Consider the following 19,571-nt stretch of genomic DNA (forward strand, 5'->3'; position numbering starts at 1 on the left):
GTCCGGATTACTGTGACCCTGCTGCAATCAACCAAAAAGGATCGAACCATGACCTCCGTAGCTGATGCCGTAAAAGCAATGCAAGCCAAGTTCAACCCAGCCGCCGCTGCCGGTCTGGATCTGGTCTTCGGTTTCAACATCACTGACGAAGACAAGCAATACGCCCTGATCGTCAAAGACGGCACCTGCGACATCCAGGAAGGCGAAAACCCGGACGCCAACTGCACGCTGGTGCTGGACAGCGAAACCCTCAAAGGCATCGTCAGCGGTGAAACCGACGGCATGCAGGCCTTCATGGGCGGCAAGCTGCGCGTTGAAGGCGACATGATGCTGTCGATGAAACTGTCCGAGCTGTTCCCGGCGTAAGTCGGCAGCCAGACTGCGAACAAATCCCGCCCCTGTGGCGGGATTTGTCGTTTCAGGCACTCGAACCGGCAAACGACGCTGCCAGCAACTCCTGTGTATACGGATGCCGCGCCGAGCCGAACAACTTGTCCGTTTCCCCTCGCTCCACCACCTCGCCGTCCTTCATCACGATCAGATCGTGGGCCAGTGCCCGCACCACCGCCAGGTCATGACTGATGAACAGATAGGTCAGGCCGTGCTCCTCCTGCAATCGCCGCAACAGTGCGACGATCTGTTTCTGCACCGTGCGATCCAGCGCCGAGGTCGGCTCGTCCAGCAGGATCAGATCCGGCTTGAGTACCAGCGCCCGGGCGATAGCGATGCGTTGCCGCTGCCCGCCGGAAAACTCGTGGGGATAGCGATGGCGTGTCGCCGGATCGAGGCCCACGTCGCGCAAGACATCGATCACGGCCTGTTCGCGCTCCCGCACGTTCAAGTCACTGTGCACCTGCAAGCCCTCGGCGATGATCTGCTCCACGCACAAACGCGGACTGAGGCTGCCGAACGGATCCTGAAACACCACTTGCAGACGCTTGCGCAACGGCCGCAATTGTTTGCCGCTCAAGCCCTCCAGCGCCTCGCCTGCGAAGCGGATGCTGCCCTGGGAGTCGATCAGCCGCAGAATCGCCTGACCCAGCGTGGACTTGCCCGAACCGGACTCACCGACAATGCCCAGCGTCTTGCCCCGCTGCAGGTTCAGGTTGATGCCATTGACCGCGTGCAGATACGCCTTGGCCCGCAGCCATCCGCCACCCAGTGGAAAACGCACCTTCAAATCACGAACCTCGAGCAAATCCTCCGCGGCATCACGGCACAGTGCCGCGCCACCAGGTTCGGCGTTGAGCAACTCGATGCTGTAGGGATGCTGCGGTGCGCGGAACAATTGCTCGCAGCTTGCCTGTTCGACGATTTCGCCCGCGCGCATCACCGCCACTCGCTGGGCGATGGTGCGCACCAGATTCAGGTCGTGACTGATGATCAACAGTGCCATGCCCAACCGCTGTTGCAGTTCCTTGAGCAGCAACAGAATCTTGCGTTGCACCGTGACATCGAGGGCTGTGGTCGGCTCATCGGCGATCAGCAATTGCGGCTCGCAGGCCAGCGCCATGGCGATCATCACCCGCTGCCGCTGCCCGCCGGAGAGCTGATGCGGATACGCCTTCAGCCGTTCGCGCGGACGTTGAATGCCGACCAGTTCCAACAGTTCCAGAATCCGTTTGCGCGCCGCCGCGCCCGCCAGGCCTTTGTGCAGCGCCAGGCTTTCGCCGAGTTGCCGCTCGATGCTGTGCAACGGGTTGAGCGAACTCATCGGCTCCTGAAAAATCATCGCGATGCGGTTGCCGCGCAGTTGCCGCAAATAACGCTCGTGCACACCCAGCAACTCTTCACCGCCATAACGAATGCTGCCGTCGATCTGCGTGATGTTCGGGTCCAGCAGTTGCAGAATGCTGTGGGCCGTCACCGACTTGCCGGAACCGGACTCGCCCACCAGCGCCAGGCACTCTCCCGGGCAAATGTCGAGGTCGATGCCGTGCACCACTTCCTGCCCTTTGAACGCCACTCGCAGGTCGCGTATTTCGATCAAATGTTCACGCATATCAAGTCCTGGGGTCGAAGGCATCACGGCAGGCTTCGCCGATGAAGACGAGCAATGAAAGAATCAGCGCGAGCGCAAAGAACGCCGTCAGGCCCAGCCACGGCGCTTGCAGATTGTTCTTTCCCTGACCGATCAGTTCGCCCAGCGAAGCACTGCCGGCGGGCATGCCGAAGCCGAGAAAATCCAGCGCCGACAACGTGGCAATTGCCCCGGTCAGAATGAACGGCAAGTACGTCAACGTCGCACTCATGGCATTGGGCAGAATGTGTCGCACGATCACCTGCGCATCGCCGACGCCCAGCGCCCGCGCTGCCTTCACGTACTCCAGGCCCCGGCTGCGCAGGAACTCGGCGCGCACCACGTCCACCAGACTCAGCCAGGAAAACAGCGCCATGATCCCCAGCAACCACCAGAAATTCGGCTCGACGAATCCGGACAGAATGATCAGCAGATACAACACCGGCAGCCCCGACCAGACCTCCAGCAAACGCTGCCCGATCAGATCGACCCAGGCGCCGTAATAACCTTGCAGGGCACCGGCTGCGATACCGATCAGCGCACTCGCGGCGGTCAATGACAAGGCAAACAGCAACGAAACCCGCGTACCAAAGATCACCCGTGCCAGCACATCCCGCGCCTGATCGTCGGTGCCCAGCCAGTTTTCGCCGGAAGGCGGGCTTGGTGCCGGTTGGGTCAGGTCGTAATTGACCGTGTCGAAACCGAACGGGATCGGCGCAAACCACATCCGTCCGCCCTGCCCCTCGATCAGTTCACGCACCTGGGCACTGCGGTAGTCGGGCTGGAACGGCAGCTCGCCACCGAAATCCTGCTCGGTGTAGCGCTTGAACGCCGGGAAATACCACTCGCCCTGATACGTCACCAGCAACGGTTTGTCGTTGGCGACCAGCTCGCCGCCCAGGCTCAGGCCGAACAGTGCGAGAAACAGCCACAACGACCACCAGCCGCGCCGATGAGCCTTGAACCGCGCCCAGCGGCGCTGCCCGATGGGAGAAAGTGTCAGCATCAGGCTGCCCTCGCGGAAAAGTCGATACGCGGATCGACCAGCGTGTAACACAGGTCGCCCAGCAGTTTTATCAAGAGCCCGAACAGAGTGAAGATGAACAGCGAACCGAACACCACCGGGTAATCCCGCGACACCGCTGCTTCGTAACTCAGGCGGCCGAGGCCGTCGAGGGAGAAAATCACTTCGATCAAGAGCGAACCACCGAAAAACACCGTGACCAATGCCTGAGGCAATCCAGCCACCACCAACAGCATCGCGTTGCGAAACACATGCCCGTACAGCACCTGCCGCTCACTCAGGCCCTTGGCCCGGGCGGTGACCACGTACAGCCGCGAGATCTCGTTGAGAAAACTGTTTTTGGTCAGGATCGTCAGCGTCGCGAATCCGCCGATTACCAGCGCGCTGACTGGCAGCACCAGATGCCAGAAGTAGTCCGCCACCTTGCCCCACAGCGACAGCTCGGCGAAGTTGTCCGAGACCAGCCCGCGTACCGGAAACCAGTCCAGCGCCGTACCGCCGGCAAACACCACGATCAGCAGCAGCGCAAACAGAAACCCCGGCATCGCATAGCCGATGATGATCGCCGCGCTGCTCCAGACATCGAACGCCGAGCCATTGTGCACCGCCTTGCGGATGCCCAGCGGAATCGACACCAGATAAGTGATCAGCGTCGCCCACAAACCCAGCGACAGGGTCACCGGCAGCTTCTGCCAGATCAGTTCGGTCACCGACGCGCCTCGAAAAAAACTCTTGCCGAAGTCCAGTTGCGCGTAGCTCTTGAGCATCAGCCACAGACGCTCACCGGCACCTTTGTCGAACCCGTACTGGCGCTCGATCTCGGCCACCAGTTTCGGGTCCAGGCCACGGGTGGCGCGGGACTCACCGCCAATGGTTTCGACATGACTGGCACCCACCGCGGCACCGACACCAATCCCCTGCAATCGAGCGATGGCCTGCTCGACCGGGCCACCGGGCGCAGCCTGCACGATCACGAAGTTCACCAGCAGAATTGCCAGCAAGGTCGGCACGATCAGCAGCAGACGCCGCAGGCTATAACCCCACATGGGCGTACTCCTTTTGCTGTTGCTGCATCTGCGTCGAGGTCAGCGCGGTCGGGCTGATTTCCCACCAGGTGTCGAGTCCGGCGTCGTACAGCGGCGCAATGGCCGGGCGACCGAAACGGTTCCACCACACCGTGGAGATGCCCGGTGGGTAATAGTTGGGAATCCAGTAATAGCCCCACTGCAACACCCGATCCAGAGCATGGGCGTGGCGCAGAAGACTTTCGCGATTGTCGGCCTGCACCACGCCTTCGAGCAGCGCATCCACCGCCGGGTCGCGCAGCACCATGTAGTTGTTGGAGCCCGGATCATCGGCACCCTCGGAACCGAAATAGTTGAACAGCTCGCGCCCCGGCGCCTGACTGACCGGGTAACCGACGACAATCATGTCGTAGTCGCGGCTGCGCACGCGGTTGGTGTATTGCGCGGTGTCGACCTGACGAATATCGAAGCCGATACCGATCTGCGCCAGGTTGCGCTTGAACGGCAGCAGCAGGCGTTCGAATCCTTTCTGGCCGTTGAGAAAGGTGAATTGCAGCGGCTCGCCGGCGGCATTCACCAATTGATCGCCACGGGGTTTCCAGCCGGCGGCCTCCAGCAATTTCAGCGCCTGCAACTGTTGCGCACGGATGTTGCCACTGCCATCAGTGCGCGGCGCTTCGAACACCTGGCTGAACACCTCATCGGGGATCTTGCCGCGCCACGGTTCGAGGATTTTCAGTTCTTCGGCATCCGGCAACTCGGTGGCCGACAACGCGCTATGGGAAAAGTAACTGCGCTGGCGCAGGTACAGGCTGCGCATCATCTGCCGGTTGCTCCATTCGAAATCCCAGAGCATGGCAATTGCCTGCCGCACCCGGCGATCCTGAAACATCGGTTTTTGCAGATTGAACACAAACCCCTGGGCGCCTTGCGCAGCACCGGGTGCGAGGTGTTCGCGCAGCAACTTGCCCTGCTCCAGCGCTGCGCCGGCATAACCGATGGTGTAACTGGTGGCGGAGAACTCGCGGTTGTAATCGAAGCCGCCGGCCTTGAGCACTTGTCGTGACACGTCAGTGTCGGCAAAGAACTCCACGCTCAATTGATCGAAGTTATAAAGCCCGCGAGTGATCGGCAGATCCCTGGCCCACCAGTCCTTGACCCGCTGGAATTTCACGCTGCGCCCGGCATCCACCGCGCTGACCCTGTACGGCCCGCTGCCCGGCGGAATCTCGAAGCCTGCGCCATCGGCGAAATTGCGTGTACGCCACCAATGCTCGGGCAACACCGGCAATGTCGCCAGATCCAGCGGCAAGGTTCGGCTCTCGTTGTTCTTGAACATGAAACGCACCTGGGTCGGCGACTCGACCTGCACCTCGGCGACATCACGAAACTGCTGGCGATACTTGAGGCTGCCCTGAGTGGTGAACAGCTCGAAGGTGTAACGCACGTCTTCGGCGGTGATCGGCGCGCCGTCCTCGAACCGTGCCTTGGGGTTGAGGTAAAAGCGCAGCCAGCGCCGGTCCGCGTCCAGCTCCATCCTCTGCGCGACCACACCGTAGACGCTGTAAGGCTCGTCCTTGCTGCGATAGGCCAGCGGCGCGTAGAGCCAGCCATCGATTTCGGCGACACCTGTGCCTTTGTCGATGTAGGGAATCAGGTGATCGAACGGACCGCTCTCCAGCGAAGAGCGGCGCAAGGTTCCACCCTTGGGCGCGTCGGGGTTGGCGTAAGCCAGGTGCTGGAAATCCGCGGCGTATTTCGGCGCTTCGCCGTAGACCGTGAGGGCGTGTTGGGGCGCGGCGAAAATGAGCGGGCTCGACAACACGAAGATGCTGAAAAGCATGAGTCTGGAGAGCATCGGAAAGATCCTGATAATTGGGCGCCTCCGATGGCCCCATCGCGAGCAGGCTCGCTCCCACAATGGTTCGCAATGAACACAAAACACCTGTGGGAGCGAGCCTGCTCGCGATAGGGCCAAAGCAGTCACCACACCTCCTGCCTACCTGTGATGTGCAACAGGCCGGCATTTTTTATAGGGCGAGATTTAGAACGATAAATAACTAAAACCCGCCCTTACCTAACCTTTCTCAGAACTTGTAATTGACCCGCGTGTACAACGTGCGGCCAAACGGGTCGCCATATTTCGGGTCGTAGCCGCTCTGGAACGTGTAGGTCTGATTGCTGAAGGGCGGCTCGCGGTCGAACAGGTTTTTCACCCCGAGGGTCACCGCCAGAGTCTTGCGCCAGGTGTAGGTGCCGGCCACGTCCCAGACGTTGTACGAACCGACGTAATCGTGAGTCTCGCGATCCGAGTCGTGGTAACCGCTGGTGTAGCGGTTGGTCAGGCTCGCGCCGAACGGGCCATGGCTCCAGCTGCCGGTCAGGCTGTGACGCCAGCGGGCCACCGCGCCGGCCGACGCGAAGTCACCCCCGCGAAAATCCCCGAGCTTGTCGATGAAATCGCCCTTGAGCTGCTGCTGATACTCATAACGGCTGACATAAGTCCCTTGCAGGCCGATGCCGAAGTCACCGAAGGACGTGCTTGGCAGGCGATAGTCGAAACTGACGTCGACGCCGTTGGTCTTGATCTTGCCGAGGTTGGCCAGACCGGTGACGACGTGATCGATAGAGCCGTCAGGCTTGCGGATCAAACGCTCCGGATACAGTTCCGGGTTCTCGAACACCGCGGATTCGGGGAATTCGGCGATCTGATTGGCGATGCTGATCCACCAGAAGTCCAGCCCGGTGGTCAGGCGATCAAACGGCTGATAAACAAAACCGAGGGTGACGTTGCGCGCGGTTTCCGGGCTAAGGTCAGTATTGCCGCCCGTGGTGCGGTTGAACTGCTGGGCGCAGTCGCGGTTGGCAATGCCGCCGTTGCTCGGATTGCCACCGGCACACAGGCGCGGGTCGTTGTAATTGGCGTTGGTGAAGGTGGTGAAGTTCGGGTTGTAGAGTTCGTACAGCGACGGCGCACGGAATCCTTCGCTGTAGGCGCCGCGCACCACCAGCTCCTTGAACGGCTGGAAGCGGAACGAGTATTTCGGATTGGTGGTGCTGCCGAAATCGCTGTACTTGTCGTGTCGCACGGCGGCGGACAATTCCAGGCTGTCGAACACCGGCACATTGACCTCGGCATATTGTGCCGAGACGCTGCGATCCCCTGACACACTGCCGTTCGGGTCGACGCCAAGGCTCTGCACATCCCCGGCAAATGCGGCGAAGTCCTGATGGAAATCTTCCTTGCGGTACTCGCCACCCAGCGCCAGCGCCGAAGGACCGGCGCCAAACCAGTCACCGATCTCGCGGCTGACACGGCCATCAATCGCCTTCACCCGGCCCACGGCGGTTGCGTAATCACCGTCCACAGCGTTGGCCGCCAGCAATGCTGAACCGGCAGCCGTCTGCGGACCGAACGGGTTGATCACGCCGTTGGCGATCCCCTGGCTGACGGCACGGTCGTTCACGTATCCGCCGCGAATCGTGTTGACCACTTTGTTCTGGTTGTACGACGCGCCGAGGTTGTAATCCCACCCGACCAGCGTGCCGTCGAAGCTCAACAGCAGGCGCTGACCGGTGTTGTCATCCTCATGCTGACGGGCGCCGACCGTCGTTTCGCGCCAGTTCACGTCCACCGGCTGCGTCGGGTCGAGGGCGAAACCGCTCGGCCCTGGCGTGATGCCGTTACCCGGATAGAACGCAGTGCCGGGATTGACCTGATTGCCCATCAAAGTGCCAGGGCCGATCTGCGTCCGGTTCTCGTTGCGCGCCCAAAAGTATTCGAGGCTGACGTTGTGATCGTCCGACAGCTTGCCAGTGGCCTTGGCGAACGCGGAGGTCTTCTCGGTTTCCGGCACCAGATCCAGGTAATTCCACAGGCTCTGACGGCAGATGCCGTTGCGCGACAGCAGCCCCGGCGCATTGCAACCGGAACCGGCCAATGGGTTGGTGGCGTTGCTGCCCTGGCTCCAGTTGGCGGGCGACGCTGTGCCCGAGGTGTAATCCAGACCGCGCCCCGGCTGATAGTTGTAGGTGTAGGCGCGATCATCGGCCGCAAGGCGCTGCTGCTTGTCGTAGCTCACGACGCCGAAGACGTTGAAGCGATCGTCCTGCAAATCACCGAAACCCCAGCTGCCGCTGAAGTTTCGGCTTTCACCGCCACCGGAATGAGTCGGCGTGTCGTAGCTGGTGCTGATCTGGCCTTCGGTGAGGCTGGTCTTGGTGATGAAGTTGATCACCCCACCGATGGCATCTGTGCCGTACAGCGCCGAGGCGCCGTCGCGCAGCACTTCCACCCGGTCGATGGCGGCGAACGGGATGGTGTTGAGGTCGACGCCGGAACCATTGATGGCGTTGGTCGCGTTGTTGCTCAGGCGTCGCCCGTTGAGCAGCACCAGGGTCTTGTTCGGGCCGATCCCGCGCAAGTCCGCATAAGACGCCCCGCCACTGCTCGACCCCACCGAGCGCCCGGAACCTACGGAAGACTGGTTGGCCGAGATACGGTTGACCAGCTCTTCAGTGGTGGTCACGCCCTGCTTCTGCAACTCCTCGACCCGCAGGATGGTGACCGGTACGGCGGTTTCGGCATCGACCCGGCGGATCGCGGTACCTGTGACTTCGACCCGCTGCAATTGGGTGGTCGGCTCGGTTGCCGTGCTGTCTGCAGCCACGGCCGGTAACGTGTTGATTGCCAGCAGCAAGGCCAGGCTTAAAGGGGATTTAACGGGTGAAAAATGGATCATGAACAGCCATCCCTGCGTTTTGGTTTATGCAGGGATGTGCGACGAGTGTCGGGGATTTATAGAGCCCGATTTAGACCGTTGAATGCTGACGTTATGCCAAAGCAGCGTGATGACAGGCTTCATGCAATCGCCAGGGAGGGCCGCTTATCCCCCAAAGTGATAACTCACATCCAGCCACCACTGTCGCCCGTACGGGTCGTAGTTGCCGGTCGGGTAATACGGCCAGCCTGCGGAGTCGTCATGCTTGACCTGATTGAGCACGTTGTTCACGGTCAGCCCGACGCTTGCCCGCTCGTTCAAGCGATAGCGCGCACTGGCGTTGAACACCGTCCACGGTGACAGACGCCCGTCGCCCGCGCCGTTGGTGACCGAGCCATAGCGAATGCCCATCAGGGTCGCTGTGGCCTTCTGGTAATCCCAGGTCAGGCTGGCGTTGACCTTGCTGCGCCAGTCGTAGTTGGTGCGCGAGGTGCGCCAATCCTGGGTCGGGGCTTCGTCCGATTCCTTGTAGTAATGCGAGAGCACCAGGGTGTAGCCCAGCGCCGAACTGAACGCACCGTACTGCCCGGCGCCCCAGCGAATGTTGCTCTTGAAGTCCAGGCCGCTGACCCGTTCGCTCGCCGCGTTGATCGCATTCACCCGTACCCGCTGCAACTGGTTGGGATCGATGGCGGCATTGCCGGGATTGCGATCGACACGAGCGAGAGTCGATTGGCAGTTCGCCGAGTTGATGTCCTGGATGCCATTGCGGCATTCGTTCTCTTGCTGCAACAGGCGGTTTTCGTCGACGGTGGTCAGCAGGTCATCGATCTCCACCCGCCAGAAGTCAGTGGAGAAATCGAAGTTGCGCGACGGCGACCAGACGAAACCGTAGGTCCAGGATTTGCCGCGTTCGGATTGCAGATCCGCCGTGCCGCTCTGGGTGTAATCGACCCGCCCGCGATCACACGCGCCCTCCACGCCCTGGCTGCAACCGTAATAGTCGATCTGCGCCGGGTAGTAACCGTTGCTGTCGGACTGATAGATGTAGTTCAGGTCCGGGGCGCGGAAACTGGTGCCGTAGCTGCCGCGCACCAGCAGGCTGGTCACCGGCCGCCATTCCAGGCCGAGGTTGTAGGTTTTCTGTTGTTCGGTGCGGCCGCTGAATTTGTATTGGTCCCAACGCCCTGCGGCTGTCGCCAGCACCGTGTCGGTGACCGGAATGCTGAATTCGCCACCGGCCGCGTATCGTTTGCGAGAGCCGCCGGAGCTTTGTGCCGGGGTCACGCCGTAGAAACTGCCGTCGTTGAGGCTGTCATCCGGGTCGATGCGGTATTCCTGTTTGCCCGCCTCCAGCACCCCGGCGAATCCCACCGGGCCGGCCGGCAGGTCAAACAGATCGCCATTGACCGAGGCGTTATAACTGGTGGATACCGACTTGCTGCTCTGGGTCAGATTGCCGCGAAACTGCTCCCACTCCTGGGTTGTCAGTGGCCGGTCGAGGCGCGAGGCATCCGGCGCGAACACCGGGTAGCCGCCACGGGTACCGAGCTGCGGTCCGAGGTAGAAATCCTGGATCGACGACAGCGGCGTGTAGCGTGTGGTGCGCACGCTTTTGTATTCCGAGCGATTGACCGCCAGATCATAGTGCCAGCCGGTGTCGGCGATTTTGTCCGAAAGCCCCAGCGTGCCGGTCCATGAGGTGTCGCGCCACTTGCTGTTGTTGCTGGTGCGCCCGCCGATTTCCTCTTCACCGAAACGCCGGTACCAGCGCTCCAGATTGCCGCTGTTCTGGTTGATGAAATCCGGCGAGGTGAAGCTCGGGCCGCGTGTGTTGTTCTGGATGTGATCGAGGCCGTACATCAGGTCGGCGAACACCTGGCCGCTGTCGCTGAAATGCCAGGTGCCACGGGTGTAGCCGTCGTAGTTTTCCTTTTGCGTCTGGATCGTCCAGTAATCGTTGTACATCTGGTCGGTGCGGCAGCGCCCGGCGCTGTTGAACAGCTTGTTGTCGAACGTGCCCTGATACGCGCCGCAGCCCGGTCCCAGGTAACGGTTGTTGGTCAGATCGCGACGGTAACCGACATCCGCCAGCGGCCCGCTCTGCATGAAGCCGCGATCATCGGCCCAGATCGGGTCGCGGTTGGTCAGCTCAAGCCCGAACAAGCCATCGAAGTCGCCCCAACTGCCGCCGCCGCTGATCTGCAACCGCTGGTTGTCGCCGCCGCCGCGCTCACTGGTGCCGCCCTTGAGGTTGACATCGACACCATTCATCTTGTCCTTGAGGATGATATTCACCACCCCGGCAATCGCATCCGAACCGTAGATCGCCGAGGCGCCGCTGCTGAGCACTTCAATGCGGTCGATGATCGCCGACGGAATGTTCGCAAGGTTGGTGAAGTTGACCTTGCCATCGTACGGCGTCGGGTAATCGGCGACCCGCCGGCCGTTGATCAGCACCAGCGTGTGGTTGGGGCCGAGGCCGCGCAGGTTGAGGGCGCTGGCGGCCGGCTGCCAGGTGTTGCCGTAGTCTTCGCCCTGGGTCATGCCGGTGTTCTGGGTTTGCGTGGCGAGCGCGTCGTAGACGTTCTTGTAGCCCCGCGCTTCCATTTCTTCGTGGGTGATGACGTTGACCGGCGTCGCCCCGTCGGACTGCGCCCGGGCGATCCGCGAGCCGGTGACCGTGACTTTTTCCATGCGGTAATCGGCGCTGCTGGCGGGCAGCTCGGCGGCGGCTTTCACGGGCACGGCGCTCGGCGCCTCGGCCTGACGAATGCTCAAACCCTGAGTGCCCTGCTCGACTTGCAGGCCGCTGCCGGATAACGCCTTTTCAACTGCTTGCCTGCCACCCAACGCACCCCGTACCGCACTGCTGCGCTTGCCCTGCACCAGATTCTGGCTGAAGGAAATCGGCACGCCGGTCTGACGCGAGATATCCAGCAGTACCTCGTCGAGCGCACCTGGGGCGATATCGAAACTGAACACCTGAGCGGCGTCTTGCGCCAGAACGGCGCAAGGAGCGATGCCCATCGCCAGCGCGGCGGCCAGCGTCAGGCGGGTTGATTGTTGTTTGAATGAGAACATCGAGGGGCTTCCCTGTTGAAGGCGTCTGCAGGGAATGAGCAGCGGGCCGGCGCTTTTTATAGGGGGACGGATAGACCGGGAAGTTATGGTTTTATAACCGTGCTTCGATGCTCACCCAGTACGGGTTGTGCCAGGTCACGCGAATCGGCAGCGAGCGTTCGAGCAACTGCAACGTTCGGTCGCTGTCGTCCAGCGAATAGAGACCGCTGAGGTGCAGACCAGCAACGTCGGGGCTCAGGTGCAGGATGCCGCGACGGTAGCGGCGCAGGCTGTCGATGACTTCGCTCAAGGGGCGGTCGCGCACTTCGAGTCGGCCCTGAACCCAGGCACTTTCCTGCCCCTTGCTGCGTTCCAGCGCGAGGACTTCCCGGCCGTTGAACAACAGACTCTCGCCCGCCTCCACCACCTGCCGCGCACCGCTGGCAGTGACCACTTCGACTTGCGAATGCAGCATCACCAGCCGCGTCGAATCCTCTGCACGCTGCACCAGGAATTTCGTCCCGAGCGCACGCATCCGCCCATGCCCGGTTTCGACGACAAACGGCCGGGGCAGATTTTTCGCCACATCGATCAGCAGCTCACCGCTGCGCAGGTCCAGCAAACGCTCGAGACTGTTGAAGCGCGGCACCACGCGGCTGCGGGCGTTCAACGTCAGGGCGCTGCCGTCCTCGAGAGTGAATTGACGTCGCTCGCCTGTACCCGTCGACAACTCGCCAGCCTCGGGCAACCAGCCATAACGTCGCCCGAGCAACCCGGCCAGCACCGCGACGGCGAGTACGCTCAGGCTACCGCTGATGAATCGGCGACGACTGCTGGGGGGAGCATTCAGGCTGTGCAGCACACTTTCACGGGGCAAACCCCGCAGGTTCGCATGGCGCAAAAGGTTCAGCCCGCCGCCCATCTGCTCGATGATCTGCTGATGCCGTGGATCCGCCGCACGCCAGGCTTCGAACGCTGCACGTTCCTGAAGGCTGACGTCCCCCGACTGCAACAGCGCCATCCATTGCGCCGCTTCATCGATCAATGTTTCGTCCGGCCTCATGCCTGCATCGCCTGATAGCAACGCTTGAACGCCTCGACCATGTATTGCTGCACACGGCTGGTGGACACGCCGAGGCGTTCGCCGATTTCGCTGTAGGTCAGGCCATCGAGCTGATGGTAGAGAAACGCAGCCTTGGCCTTGGCCGACAAGCCGTTGAGCAAGCGATCCACCGCCAGCAGCGTTTCGATCACCAACTCCCTTTCCTCAGGCGACGGATGCACCGGCTCCGGTGCCAGCGCCAGGCTTTGCAGATAGGCACGCTCCAGATCCTGCCGGCGCCAGCCTTCATAGACCAGACGCCGGGCAATCGTGGTCAACAGCGCACGGGGTTCGCGAATGGCCAGCGGATCGGGCAATGCCAGCACTCGCAGAAAGGTTTCCGAAGCAATGTCCTGTGCACTGTGCGGGCAGCCGAGGGTACGGCTGACTGCGGCGCACAACCATCGGTAGTCCTTTTGGAACATTTGCCCGATGAGCTGGTAATGCGGGTTGTGACTCCCCATGCCTTACTCCCTGAAAACGGGCTCCACCCGCTGCGAAAATCCATGGATACGCCGGGATCGTCCGGCGTTGATCAGGGTTGCGACTGTGCAATAGCGTCGCCGACATTTGAAGTAATAAAAAAACAGGATAAGCAAACCATTGAGCATAAGACGTTTTATCGCCCCGGCAACATTGGCTGACACAACGTTGATCTCGATCAGTGGCGCGCGCCACGCCACTCTCTAACCTTGCGCCTCCATCGATAGCCACGGACGGCTCACCGGGAGCCTGCGGCTGATCCTTCAAGGAAGAGCAATCATGCGATCACTCAACATCATTCTTTTGTCTTCGGCGTTCAATGGTCTGACCCAACGTGCCTGGCTGGACCTGCGCCAGGCGGGCCATTCGCCCAGCGTGGTGCTGTTCACCGACGAAACCACCGTGTGCGAACAGATCGAAAACAGCGGCGCTGACCTGGTGATCTGCCCGTTCCTCAAGGACCGTGTCCCCCACGCGCTGTGGAGCAACCTGCAGCGTCCCGTGGTGATCATTCACCCCGGCATCGTCGGCGATCGCGGCGCCAGCGCGCTGGACTGGGCGATCATGCGCGAGCTGCCGTCCTGGGGCGTGACCGCCCTTCAAGCGGTGGAAGAAATGGACGCCGGCCCGGTCTGGGCCACCTGCGAATTCAACCTGCCGGCCGGTCTGCGCAAATCCGAGCTGTACAACGGCCGGGTCAGCGACGCAGCGATCCGTTGCATCCGCGAAGTGGTGGAAAAATTCATCGACGGCTTTGTCCCGATGCCTCTGGATTACGCCGATCCCAAGGTTCGCGGCTGTCTGCAACCGAACATGAAACAGGATGACCGCACCTTCAGCTGGCACGACTGCTCGCGCTTCATCAAGCGCTGCATCGACGCGGCGGACGGCCAGCCCGGCGTGCTCGCCAGCCTCGCCGGCGGGCAGTATTACGTGTACGACGCCCACCTCGATCAACGCACCGGCATCCCCGGCGAGATCCTCGCGGTACACGACGACGCCGTGCTGGTAGCCACCGGTGATCACAGCCTGTGGATCGGCTCGCTGCGACGCAAACCGCAACCGGGCGAGGAAACCTTCAAGCGTCCGGCGCGGCATGTGCTGGCCGGGCAACTGGCGCACGTACCGGTGCTGGACTGGTCGATTGCCAACGCTCCGTTCAGCGATGAGGCGTATCAACCGATCCGTTACCGCGAATCCGGGCAGGTCGGCGAGCTGACCCTGGAGTTCTACAACGGCGCCATGAGCACCGAGCAGTGCCAACGCATGGTCCAGGCCCTGCGCTGGGCCAAATCCCGCGACACGCACGTGCTGCTGATCAAGGGCGGACGCGGCAGTTTCTCCAACGGTGTGCACCTGAACGTGATTCAGGCCGCCGAAGATCCGGGTGCCGAAGCCTGGGCCAATATCCAGGCCATCGATGATGTGTGCGAAGAATTACTCAGCGCACGGCAACTGGTGGTCAGCGGCGTCACCGGCAATGCCGGCGCGGGCGGTGTGATGCTCGCCCTGGCGGCTGACATCGTGTTCGCCCGTGCTGACATCGTGCTCAACCCGCATTACAAGAGCATGGGCCTGTACGGCTCGGAATACTGGACCTACAGCCTGCCCCGCGCCGTCGGCCCGGCCATGGCCGAACAATTGACCCAGGCCTGTCTGCCGGTCAGCGCTGCTCAAGCGTTGCAACTGGGCATGGTCCAGGAAATCGGCCCGCGCTGCCCGGACGAGTTTGGTTTGTGGTTGCTGCAACGGGCTAATTCGGTACTGACCGATCCGACGTATGCAGCGGTGCGTGAGCGCAAGCTGCGGGTCGATCACGAGTTGATTCGCCGGTGCCGCGAAAGCGAGCTGCAAGAGATGCAGGAAGACATGCTGTACAACCGCAATCAGTTTGCCGAGAAATGCCGCAACTTCGTGTACAAGCGCAAGACTTGCTGTACGCCGGCGCGGTTGGTGGAGGATTGGGCGCGGGTGGTTGAGACCGATCTGGTCAGTTGATCGGCGGTGCCTGCTTTTCCCCTCACCCTAGCCCTCTCCCCCAGGAGAGGGAACTGATCCGGGGATATTGACGAGATACATCGACTTGGAATATCTGCTTTGAATCCATAATCGACTCGGTCTTTCAGGTCGATGTATAGCGCAAGACAACTCGGTCGGTCCCCTCTCCCTCGGGAGAGGGCTAGGGTGAGGGCGCTTTTGACTTACAATGCCGGCACCTCAATCTCCGGCCCGCCCATGGACATCGACCTCGCCCGCACCTTTCTGGAAATCGTCCGCCACGGCAGCCTCGCCGCGGCGGCAGAAAAGCTGTTTGTCACGCAAACGGCAATCACCGCCCGCGTACAAAAGCTCGAAAGCCAGTTGGGCAGCACGCTGTTCGTGCGCAACCGCGCCGGCGCGCGTCTGACCGCCAATGGCGAGGCCTTCGTGGTCTACGCCAATCAACTGGTGCAGACCTGGGAAGCCGCCCGCCGCGACCTGCCGCTGCCCGAGGGTTACGACAACGTGCTGCACATCGGTGGCGAGGTCAGCCTGTGCAACCCGTTGATGCTCAGCTGGGCCGCCGAACTGCGCGAGAAAATCCCCAGCCATGCCCTGCGCATGGACATCCGCGACGGCGAGAACCTGCTGCGTCAGCTCGAACTCGGCGTGCTCGATGCCGCGCTCGTCTACCAACCGGAATACTGGCCGGGCCTGCAGGTCGAGCAAGTGCTGGAAGAGAAACTGATTCTGGTCCGGACACCCAACCGCCCCGCCCCCTATGTGTACATCGATTGGGGCGAAGACTTCCGCCGCCAGCACGACGCCGCACTGCCGGAAAAAGCCAAGGCGGCCCTGAGCTTCAACCTCGGCCCGCTGGCACTGCAATACATTCTGGAGAACGGCGGCAGCGGCTATTTCCGTACCCGTGTCGTTCGCACCTACCTGGAAAGCGGCGCACTGGAAACTGTCACCAAAGCGCCGGAGTTTGGCTATCCCACCTACCTCGTGTACTCCCGCGACCGCGACTCGGCGATCCTGCAACAGGCGTTCGATCTGCTGCGCGAAGTGATCAAGGCCGATGACGACTGGTCGCAGCGCTGGAACCCGTTGAGCTGACGACCGCTATGCACCGGAGCATGGCAGTTGTGACCTCAAGGTACACCCTGCACAAACGGCGGGATCGGCTAATCTGCCGGGATAACGACAATATCCGCAGGTGACCGCAGTGAGGCAGACCACCGAGGCATTTCGCAGCCGCTACCGTGCGGCGATTCATCCGCTGTACAACCCGTGGCTGCACGGTGCGTTCGTGCTGCTGTTCGGCATGCTGGCCATCGGCGCGTTCTGGAGCAGCGTGAAGCAGGTTCACCCGCTGGAATGGCTGACGGTGCCGCTGACGTTGCTGTTCTTCAACTTCGGCGTATATGTGGTGCACCGCCATCTCGGGCATCACAAGAAAGCCTTCGCCAAGATGTTCTACGCCCGCCATGCCGGCGACCATCACAGTTTCTTCACCCCCGGCCACATGACCTGGGACAGCGCCCGCGACTGGCGGGTGATCCTGTTTCCGGCGTGGCTGATCGTGGTGCACACACTGGTGATCACCCTGCCCTTGTGGTGGCTGTTTACGCAGGTCAACGCCAACGTGGCCGGGCTGTTCGGTGGCTGCATGGTACTGGGTTACCTGACCTACGAGGTGTTCCACGCCTGCGAACACTTGCCGGAAAAACATCCGCTGAGTCGCCTGCCCTGGATTCGCCAGATGCGTCGTCTGCACGAATTGCATCACCGGCGTGAACACATGCAGGAGCGCAATTTCAACATCGTCCTGCCGTTGATGGATTACCTGTTCGGCACCCTCTACCGGGAACCGGAACCCATCCCCCTCACCGATTCGAGAACGCCCATGACCCGCATGCAGCATCCGATCGATATCACCGGCGACCCGATTGCCGTACTCGCCTACGCCGCCACGGTGAGCCGTTGGCCTGAGTGGCATCCGTCCTCGCTGAAAATCGACGGTCCCGCCGGCCCGTTGCATGCCGGCGGGCGATTCGAGGAAGACATTCATGCCGGCGGCCGCGAGGGCCATTTGAGCTGGGAGGTCACCGAGTATCTGCCGGGACGGCGCTGGTGTGCCCGGGCACAGGGCGATCATGGACTGTCCCTGCGGCTGACTTATGAATGCTCGGCCGCAGGCGAAGGCACAGCCTTCGTGCGCACCCTGGAATACCGCTTCGACAGTCTGGGCATGCGCATCGCCAATCGGCTGTTGCTCAAACGCCGCATCGAACGCGAGTCGGCGGCCTCGATGCTGGCCCTGCGCGACATGGCCACCCGACATCTGGCACTGGCAGGAGCTCACGTGTGAAGCTGCGCCATCTGATCCTGCTGCTGGTGATTTTGATTCTGGCCTTCCTGTTGCTGATGCCGACCAACGTCGAGCCTGTGGCGTGGAAGCCGCAAGTCGCCCCATCATTGACTGATGGGATCTACGCGGACAACCAACGCCTCAAAAGCGCGAAACAGGTCGGCCCGGGCGGTATCGAAGGCCCCGAAGCGCTGCTGCTGGAGGATGACTTTCTGATCACCGGCCTGCATGACGGGCGCCTGCTGCGCACCAGTCTCGACGGCCAGCAGCGCCAGGTGCTCGCCGATACCGGCGGGCGTCCGCTGGGTCTGGCGCGACACCCCAACGGCTTGCTGGTGATTGCCGATGGGGTCAAGGGCTTGCTGTCCCTTGATGCCCAAGGACGGCTGACCGCGCTGACCACTGAAGCCAACGGCCTGAAGTTCGGCTTCACCGACGATGTGGCCATCGACAAGTCCGGGCATTACGCCTACTTCAGCGATGCCAGCAGTCGCTGGGGCTACGGCCATGACGGCGAGGCGATCATCGAGCATGGCGGTGACGGTCGCTTGCTGCGTTACGACTTCCAGACCGGCAAGACCAGCGTTCTGCTCGACAAGCTGGAGTTCGCCAACGGCGTCACCCTCGGCCCGGATGACGCCTATGTGCTGGTCAACGAAACCGGTGCCTACCGCATCAGCCGCTATTGGCTGACCGGCCCCAACGCCGGCACCCACGATCTGTTCATCGACAACCTGCCGGGGCTGCCGGACAACCTCGCGTTCAATGGCCGGGACCGCTTCTGGGTGGCGCTGTACACGCCGCGCAATCCGCTGCTCGATGGCACCGCCGGGCATCCGTTCGTACGCAAGATGATCGTGCGGGCGATGATGGTTCTGCCCAAACCGGTGGAGAAACGCGGCTTTGTCCTCGGGCTGGATCTGAACGGCAAGGTCATCGCCAATCTGCAGGATGCCAGCAACGGCAATTACTCGCCGATTACCACCGCTCGCGAGTATGGCGACTGGTTGTATTTCGGCTCGCTGAAAGCCACGCACATGGCGCGGATGCCGTTGGAGGCAGCCTTGAAGTGAGGACCGGGCTTGTGTAGTGAATCGAATGGCCCTATCGCCAGCAGGCTGGCTCCCACAGGGGGATTGGATTCCAAATGTGGGAGCCAGCCTGCTGGCGATAGCGGATTGTCAGTTATTGGATCTATCGAAAGTTTCCGGATCCTCATCCTCCGGCACTTCCTCGCTCTTGCGTTCCTCTTCAGGATTACGAACAGTGTGCGCCGGGCTATTGGGCTCGGGATGCGTGGGAACCGGGTCGAATGCGCCCTGCTCTTCACTAGGAAATTTTGGATCTTTCATAAGGCACCTCGCTGAGAGTCGCTATGTGAAGACTCTGAACATTCGAGGTGCCAGTCAGGGCTGTCGTTCCAGTCGCTTCACCACCGAAGGCCGGTGGCGCGACTGACGGTCAGGATCGAGCCTGCAATTGCTCGACGATCTTGTCTTTGACCTGCAGGCGTTTCTCTTTGAGTTTTTTCAGTGTGTCATCGCTGGGGGCGTCCGAGGTCGCCGTCTCGGCCTTGACGACTTCGGCGTCCGCCTGGGAATACTTGTTGATCAGTGCATCCAGATGTGGATCCGCGGTGCGTCGTTGCTGGATCTCTTCCTTTGTGAGTTTCAAGTCCTGTAACAAATCATGGGTCACCGGCATGGAACACCTCCGTCAGTTGATCGGCAGCCAACACGACCGATTGCGCTGGCCAGTTATCAGAATGGCCTTGGTTGT

Annotated in this window: 15 protein-coding genes; 5 read left to right on the forward strand and 10 right to left on the reverse strand. The window is 61.7% G+C overall.

What is annotated here, in order from left to right:
* The first annotated feature begins 48 nt into the window (after positions 1–48).
* Positions 49–366, forward strand: coding sequence for an SCP2 sterol-binding domain-containing protein (locus C6Y56_RS15375; protein WP_007959502.1), 318 nt, complete (start codon positions 49–51; stop codon positions 364–366).
* A gap of 52 nt (positions 367–418) precedes the next feature.
* On the opposite strand, the gene C6Y56_RS15380 is transcribed toward C6Y56_RS15375, so the two are convergent.
* From C6Y56_RS15380 to C6Y56_RS15415, 8 genes are all read right to left on the reverse strand, one after another.
* The gene (locus C6Y56_RS15380) at positions 419–2,002 is read right to left on the reverse strand and encodes an ABC transporter ATP-binding protein (protein ID WP_169430610.1); all 1,584 of its coding nucleotides are present in this window, start codon (positions 2,000–2,002) and stop codon (positions 419–421) included.
* Position 2,003: 1 nt separating this feature from the next.
* Positions 2,004–3,026 (reverse strand): ABC transporter permease, encoded by a 1,023-nt coding sequence (locus C6Y56_RS15385; RefSeq protein WP_169430611.1) that lies wholly within the window; start codon positions 3,024–3,026, stop codon positions 2,004–2,006.
* Positions 3,026–4,090: a microcin C ABC transporter permease YejB gene (locus tag C6Y56_RS15390; RefSeq protein ID WP_169430612.1), complete on the reverse strand. Its 1,065-nt coding sequence runs from the start codon at positions 4,088–4,090 to the stop codon at positions 3,026–3,028. The genes C6Y56_RS15385 and C6Y56_RS15390 overlap by 1 nt, the downstream gene beginning before the upstream one ends.
* Entirely contained in the window at positions 4,077–5,927 is a 1,851-nt protein-coding gene (locus tag C6Y56_RS15395) for an extracellular solute-binding protein (protein WP_169430613.1), read from the reverse strand. Before C6Y56_RS15395 ends, C6Y56_RS15390 begins: the two co-directional genes overlap by 14 nt.
* A gap of 229 nt (positions 5,928–6,156) precedes the next feature.
* Positions 6,157–8,811 carry a TonB-dependent receptor gene (locus C6Y56_RS15400; RefSeq protein ID WP_169430614.1) on the reverse strand — a complete coding sequence of 885 codons (2,655 nt, stop codon included), beginning with the start codon at positions 8,809–8,811 and terminating at the stop codon, positions 6,157–6,159.
* A 144-nt stretch (positions 8,812–8,955) separates the two neighbouring features.
* Positions 8,956–11,874, reverse strand: coding sequence for a TonB-dependent receptor (locus C6Y56_RS15405; RefSeq protein WP_169430615.1), 2,919 nt, complete (start codon positions 11,872–11,874; stop codon positions 8,956–8,958).
* Between the two features lie 91 nt (positions 11,875–11,965).
* Positions 11,966–12,916 carry a FecR domain-containing protein gene (locus tag C6Y56_RS15410; RefSeq protein WP_169430616.1) on the reverse strand — a complete coding sequence of 317 codons (951 nt, stop codon included), beginning with the start codon at positions 12,914–12,916 and terminating at the stop codon, positions 11,966–11,968.
* The gene (locus C6Y56_RS15415) at positions 12,913–13,419 is read right to left on the reverse strand and encodes a sigma-70 family RNA polymerase sigma factor (RefSeq protein ID WP_169430617.1); all 507 of its coding nucleotides are present in this window, start codon (positions 13,417–13,419) and stop codon (positions 12,913–12,915) included. Before C6Y56_RS15415 ends, C6Y56_RS15410 begins: the two co-directional genes overlap by 4 nt.
* Positions 13,420–13,717: 298 nt before the next feature.
* On the opposite strand from C6Y56_RS15415, the gene C6Y56_RS15420 reads away from it, so the two are divergent.
* From C6Y56_RS15420 to C6Y56_RS15435, 4 genes are all read left to right on the forward strand, one after another.
* On the forward strand, positions 13,718–15,436 hold the full coding sequence (locus C6Y56_RS15420) for a hydrogenase maturation protein (RefSeq protein ID WP_169430618.1): 1,719 nt from the start codon (positions 13,718–13,720) through the stop codon (positions 15,434–15,436).
* Between the two features lie 237 nt (positions 15,437–15,673).
* Complete coding sequence (locus tag C6Y56_RS15425) at positions 15,674–16,537, forward strand: LysR family transcriptional regulator (RefSeq protein WP_169432655.1); 864 nt, start codon at positions 15,674–15,676, stop codon at positions 16,535–16,537.
* Between the two features lie 109 nt (positions 16,538–16,646).
* Positions 16,647–17,792, forward strand: a complete 1,146-nt coding sequence (locus C6Y56_RS15430; RefSeq protein WP_169430619.1) for a sterol desaturase/SRPBCC family protein — start codon at positions 16,647–16,649, stop codon at positions 17,790–17,792.
* Between the two features lie 56 nt (positions 17,793–17,848).
* The gene (locus C6Y56_RS15435) at positions 17,849–18,865 is read left to right on the forward strand and encodes an SMP-30/gluconolactonase/LRE family protein (protein WP_432760329.1); all 1,017 of its coding nucleotides are present in this window, start codon (positions 17,849–17,851) and stop codon (positions 18,863–18,865) included.
* A gap of 108 nt (positions 18,866–18,973) precedes the next feature.
* On the opposite strand, the gene C6Y56_RS15440 is transcribed toward C6Y56_RS15435, so the two are convergent.
* A complete protein-coding gene (locus C6Y56_RS15440) occupies positions 18,974–19,144 on the reverse strand; it encodes a hypothetical protein (protein WP_169430621.1) in 171 nt (56 codons plus the stop codon).
* Between the two features lie 109 nt (positions 19,145–19,253).
* The gene (locus C6Y56_RS15445; protein ID WP_039768852.1) at positions 19,254–19,496 is read right to left on the reverse strand and encodes a YdcH family protein; all 243 of its coding nucleotides are present in this window, start codon (positions 19,494–19,496) and stop codon (positions 19,254–19,256) included.
* Between the last annotated feature and the right edge of the window lie 75 nt (positions 19,497–19,571).

Source organism: Pseudomonas fluorescens (assembly GCF_012974785.1).
GTDB lineage: Bacteria > Pseudomonadota > Gammaproteobacteria > Pseudomonadales > Pseudomonadaceae > Aquipseudomonas > Aquipseudomonas fluorescens_BT.

What these genes read in the sequence shown, in the direction of transcription:
- C6Y56_RS15380 (WP_169430610.1), bottom strand. Translation starts at nt 2,002, where the DNA reads ATGCGTGAACATTTGATCGAAATACGCGACCTGCGAGTGGCGTTCAAA.
- C6Y56_RS15385 (WP_169430611.1), bottom strand. Translation starts at nt 3,026, where the DNA reads ATGCTGACACTTTCTCCCATCGGGCAGCGCCGCTGGGCGCGGTTCAAG.
- C6Y56_RS15420 (WP_169430618.1), top strand. Translation starts at nt 13,718, where the DNA reads ATGCGATCACTCAACATCATTCTTTTGTCTTCGGCGTTCAATGGTCTG.
- C6Y56_RS15390 (WP_169430612.1), bottom strand. Translation starts at nt 4,090, where the DNA reads ATGTGGGGTTATAGCCTGCGGCGTCTGCTGCTGATCGTGCCGACCTTG.
- C6Y56_RS15405 (WP_169430615.1), bottom strand. Translation starts at nt 11,874, where the DNA reads ATGTTCTCATTCAAACAACAATCAACCCGCCTGACGCTGGCCGCCGCG.
- C6Y56_RS15375 (WP_007959502.1), top strand. Translation starts at nt 49, where the DNA reads ATGACCTCCGTAGCTGATGCCGTAAAAGCAATGCAAGCCAAGTTCAAC.
- C6Y56_RS15410 (WP_169430616.1), bottom strand. Translation starts at nt 12,916, where the DNA reads ATGAGGCCGGACGAAACATTGATCGATGAAGCGGCGCAATGGATGGCG.
- C6Y56_RS15425 (WP_169432655.1), top strand. Translation starts at nt 15,674, where the DNA reads ATGGACATCGACCTCGCCCGCACCTTTCTGGAAATCGTCCGCCACGGC.
- C6Y56_RS15395 (WP_169430613.1), bottom strand. Translation starts at nt 5,927, where the DNA reads ATGCTCTCCAGACTCATGCTTTTCAGCATCTTCGTGTTGTCGAGCCCG.
- C6Y56_RS15400 (WP_169430614.1), bottom strand. Translation starts at nt 8,811, where the DNA reads ATGATCCATTTTTCACCCGTTAAATCCCCTTTAAGCCTGGCCTTGCTG.
- C6Y56_RS15435 (WP_432760329.1), top strand. Translation starts at nt 17,849, where the DNA reads ATGCCGACCAACGTCGAGCCTGTGGCGTGGAAGCCGCAAGTCGCCCCA.
- C6Y56_RS15440 (WP_169430621.1), bottom strand. Translation starts at nt 19,144, where the DNA reads ATGAAAGATCCAAAATTTCCTAGTGAAGAGCAGGGCGCATTCGACCCG.
- C6Y56_RS15415 (WP_169430617.1), bottom strand. Translation starts at nt 13,419, where the DNA reads ATGGGGAGTCACAACCCGCATTACCAGCTCATCGGGCAAATGTTCCAA.
- C6Y56_RS15445 (WP_039768852.1), bottom strand. Translation starts at nt 19,496, where the DNA reads ATGCCGGTGACCCATGATTTGTTACAGGACTTGAAACTCACAAAGGAA.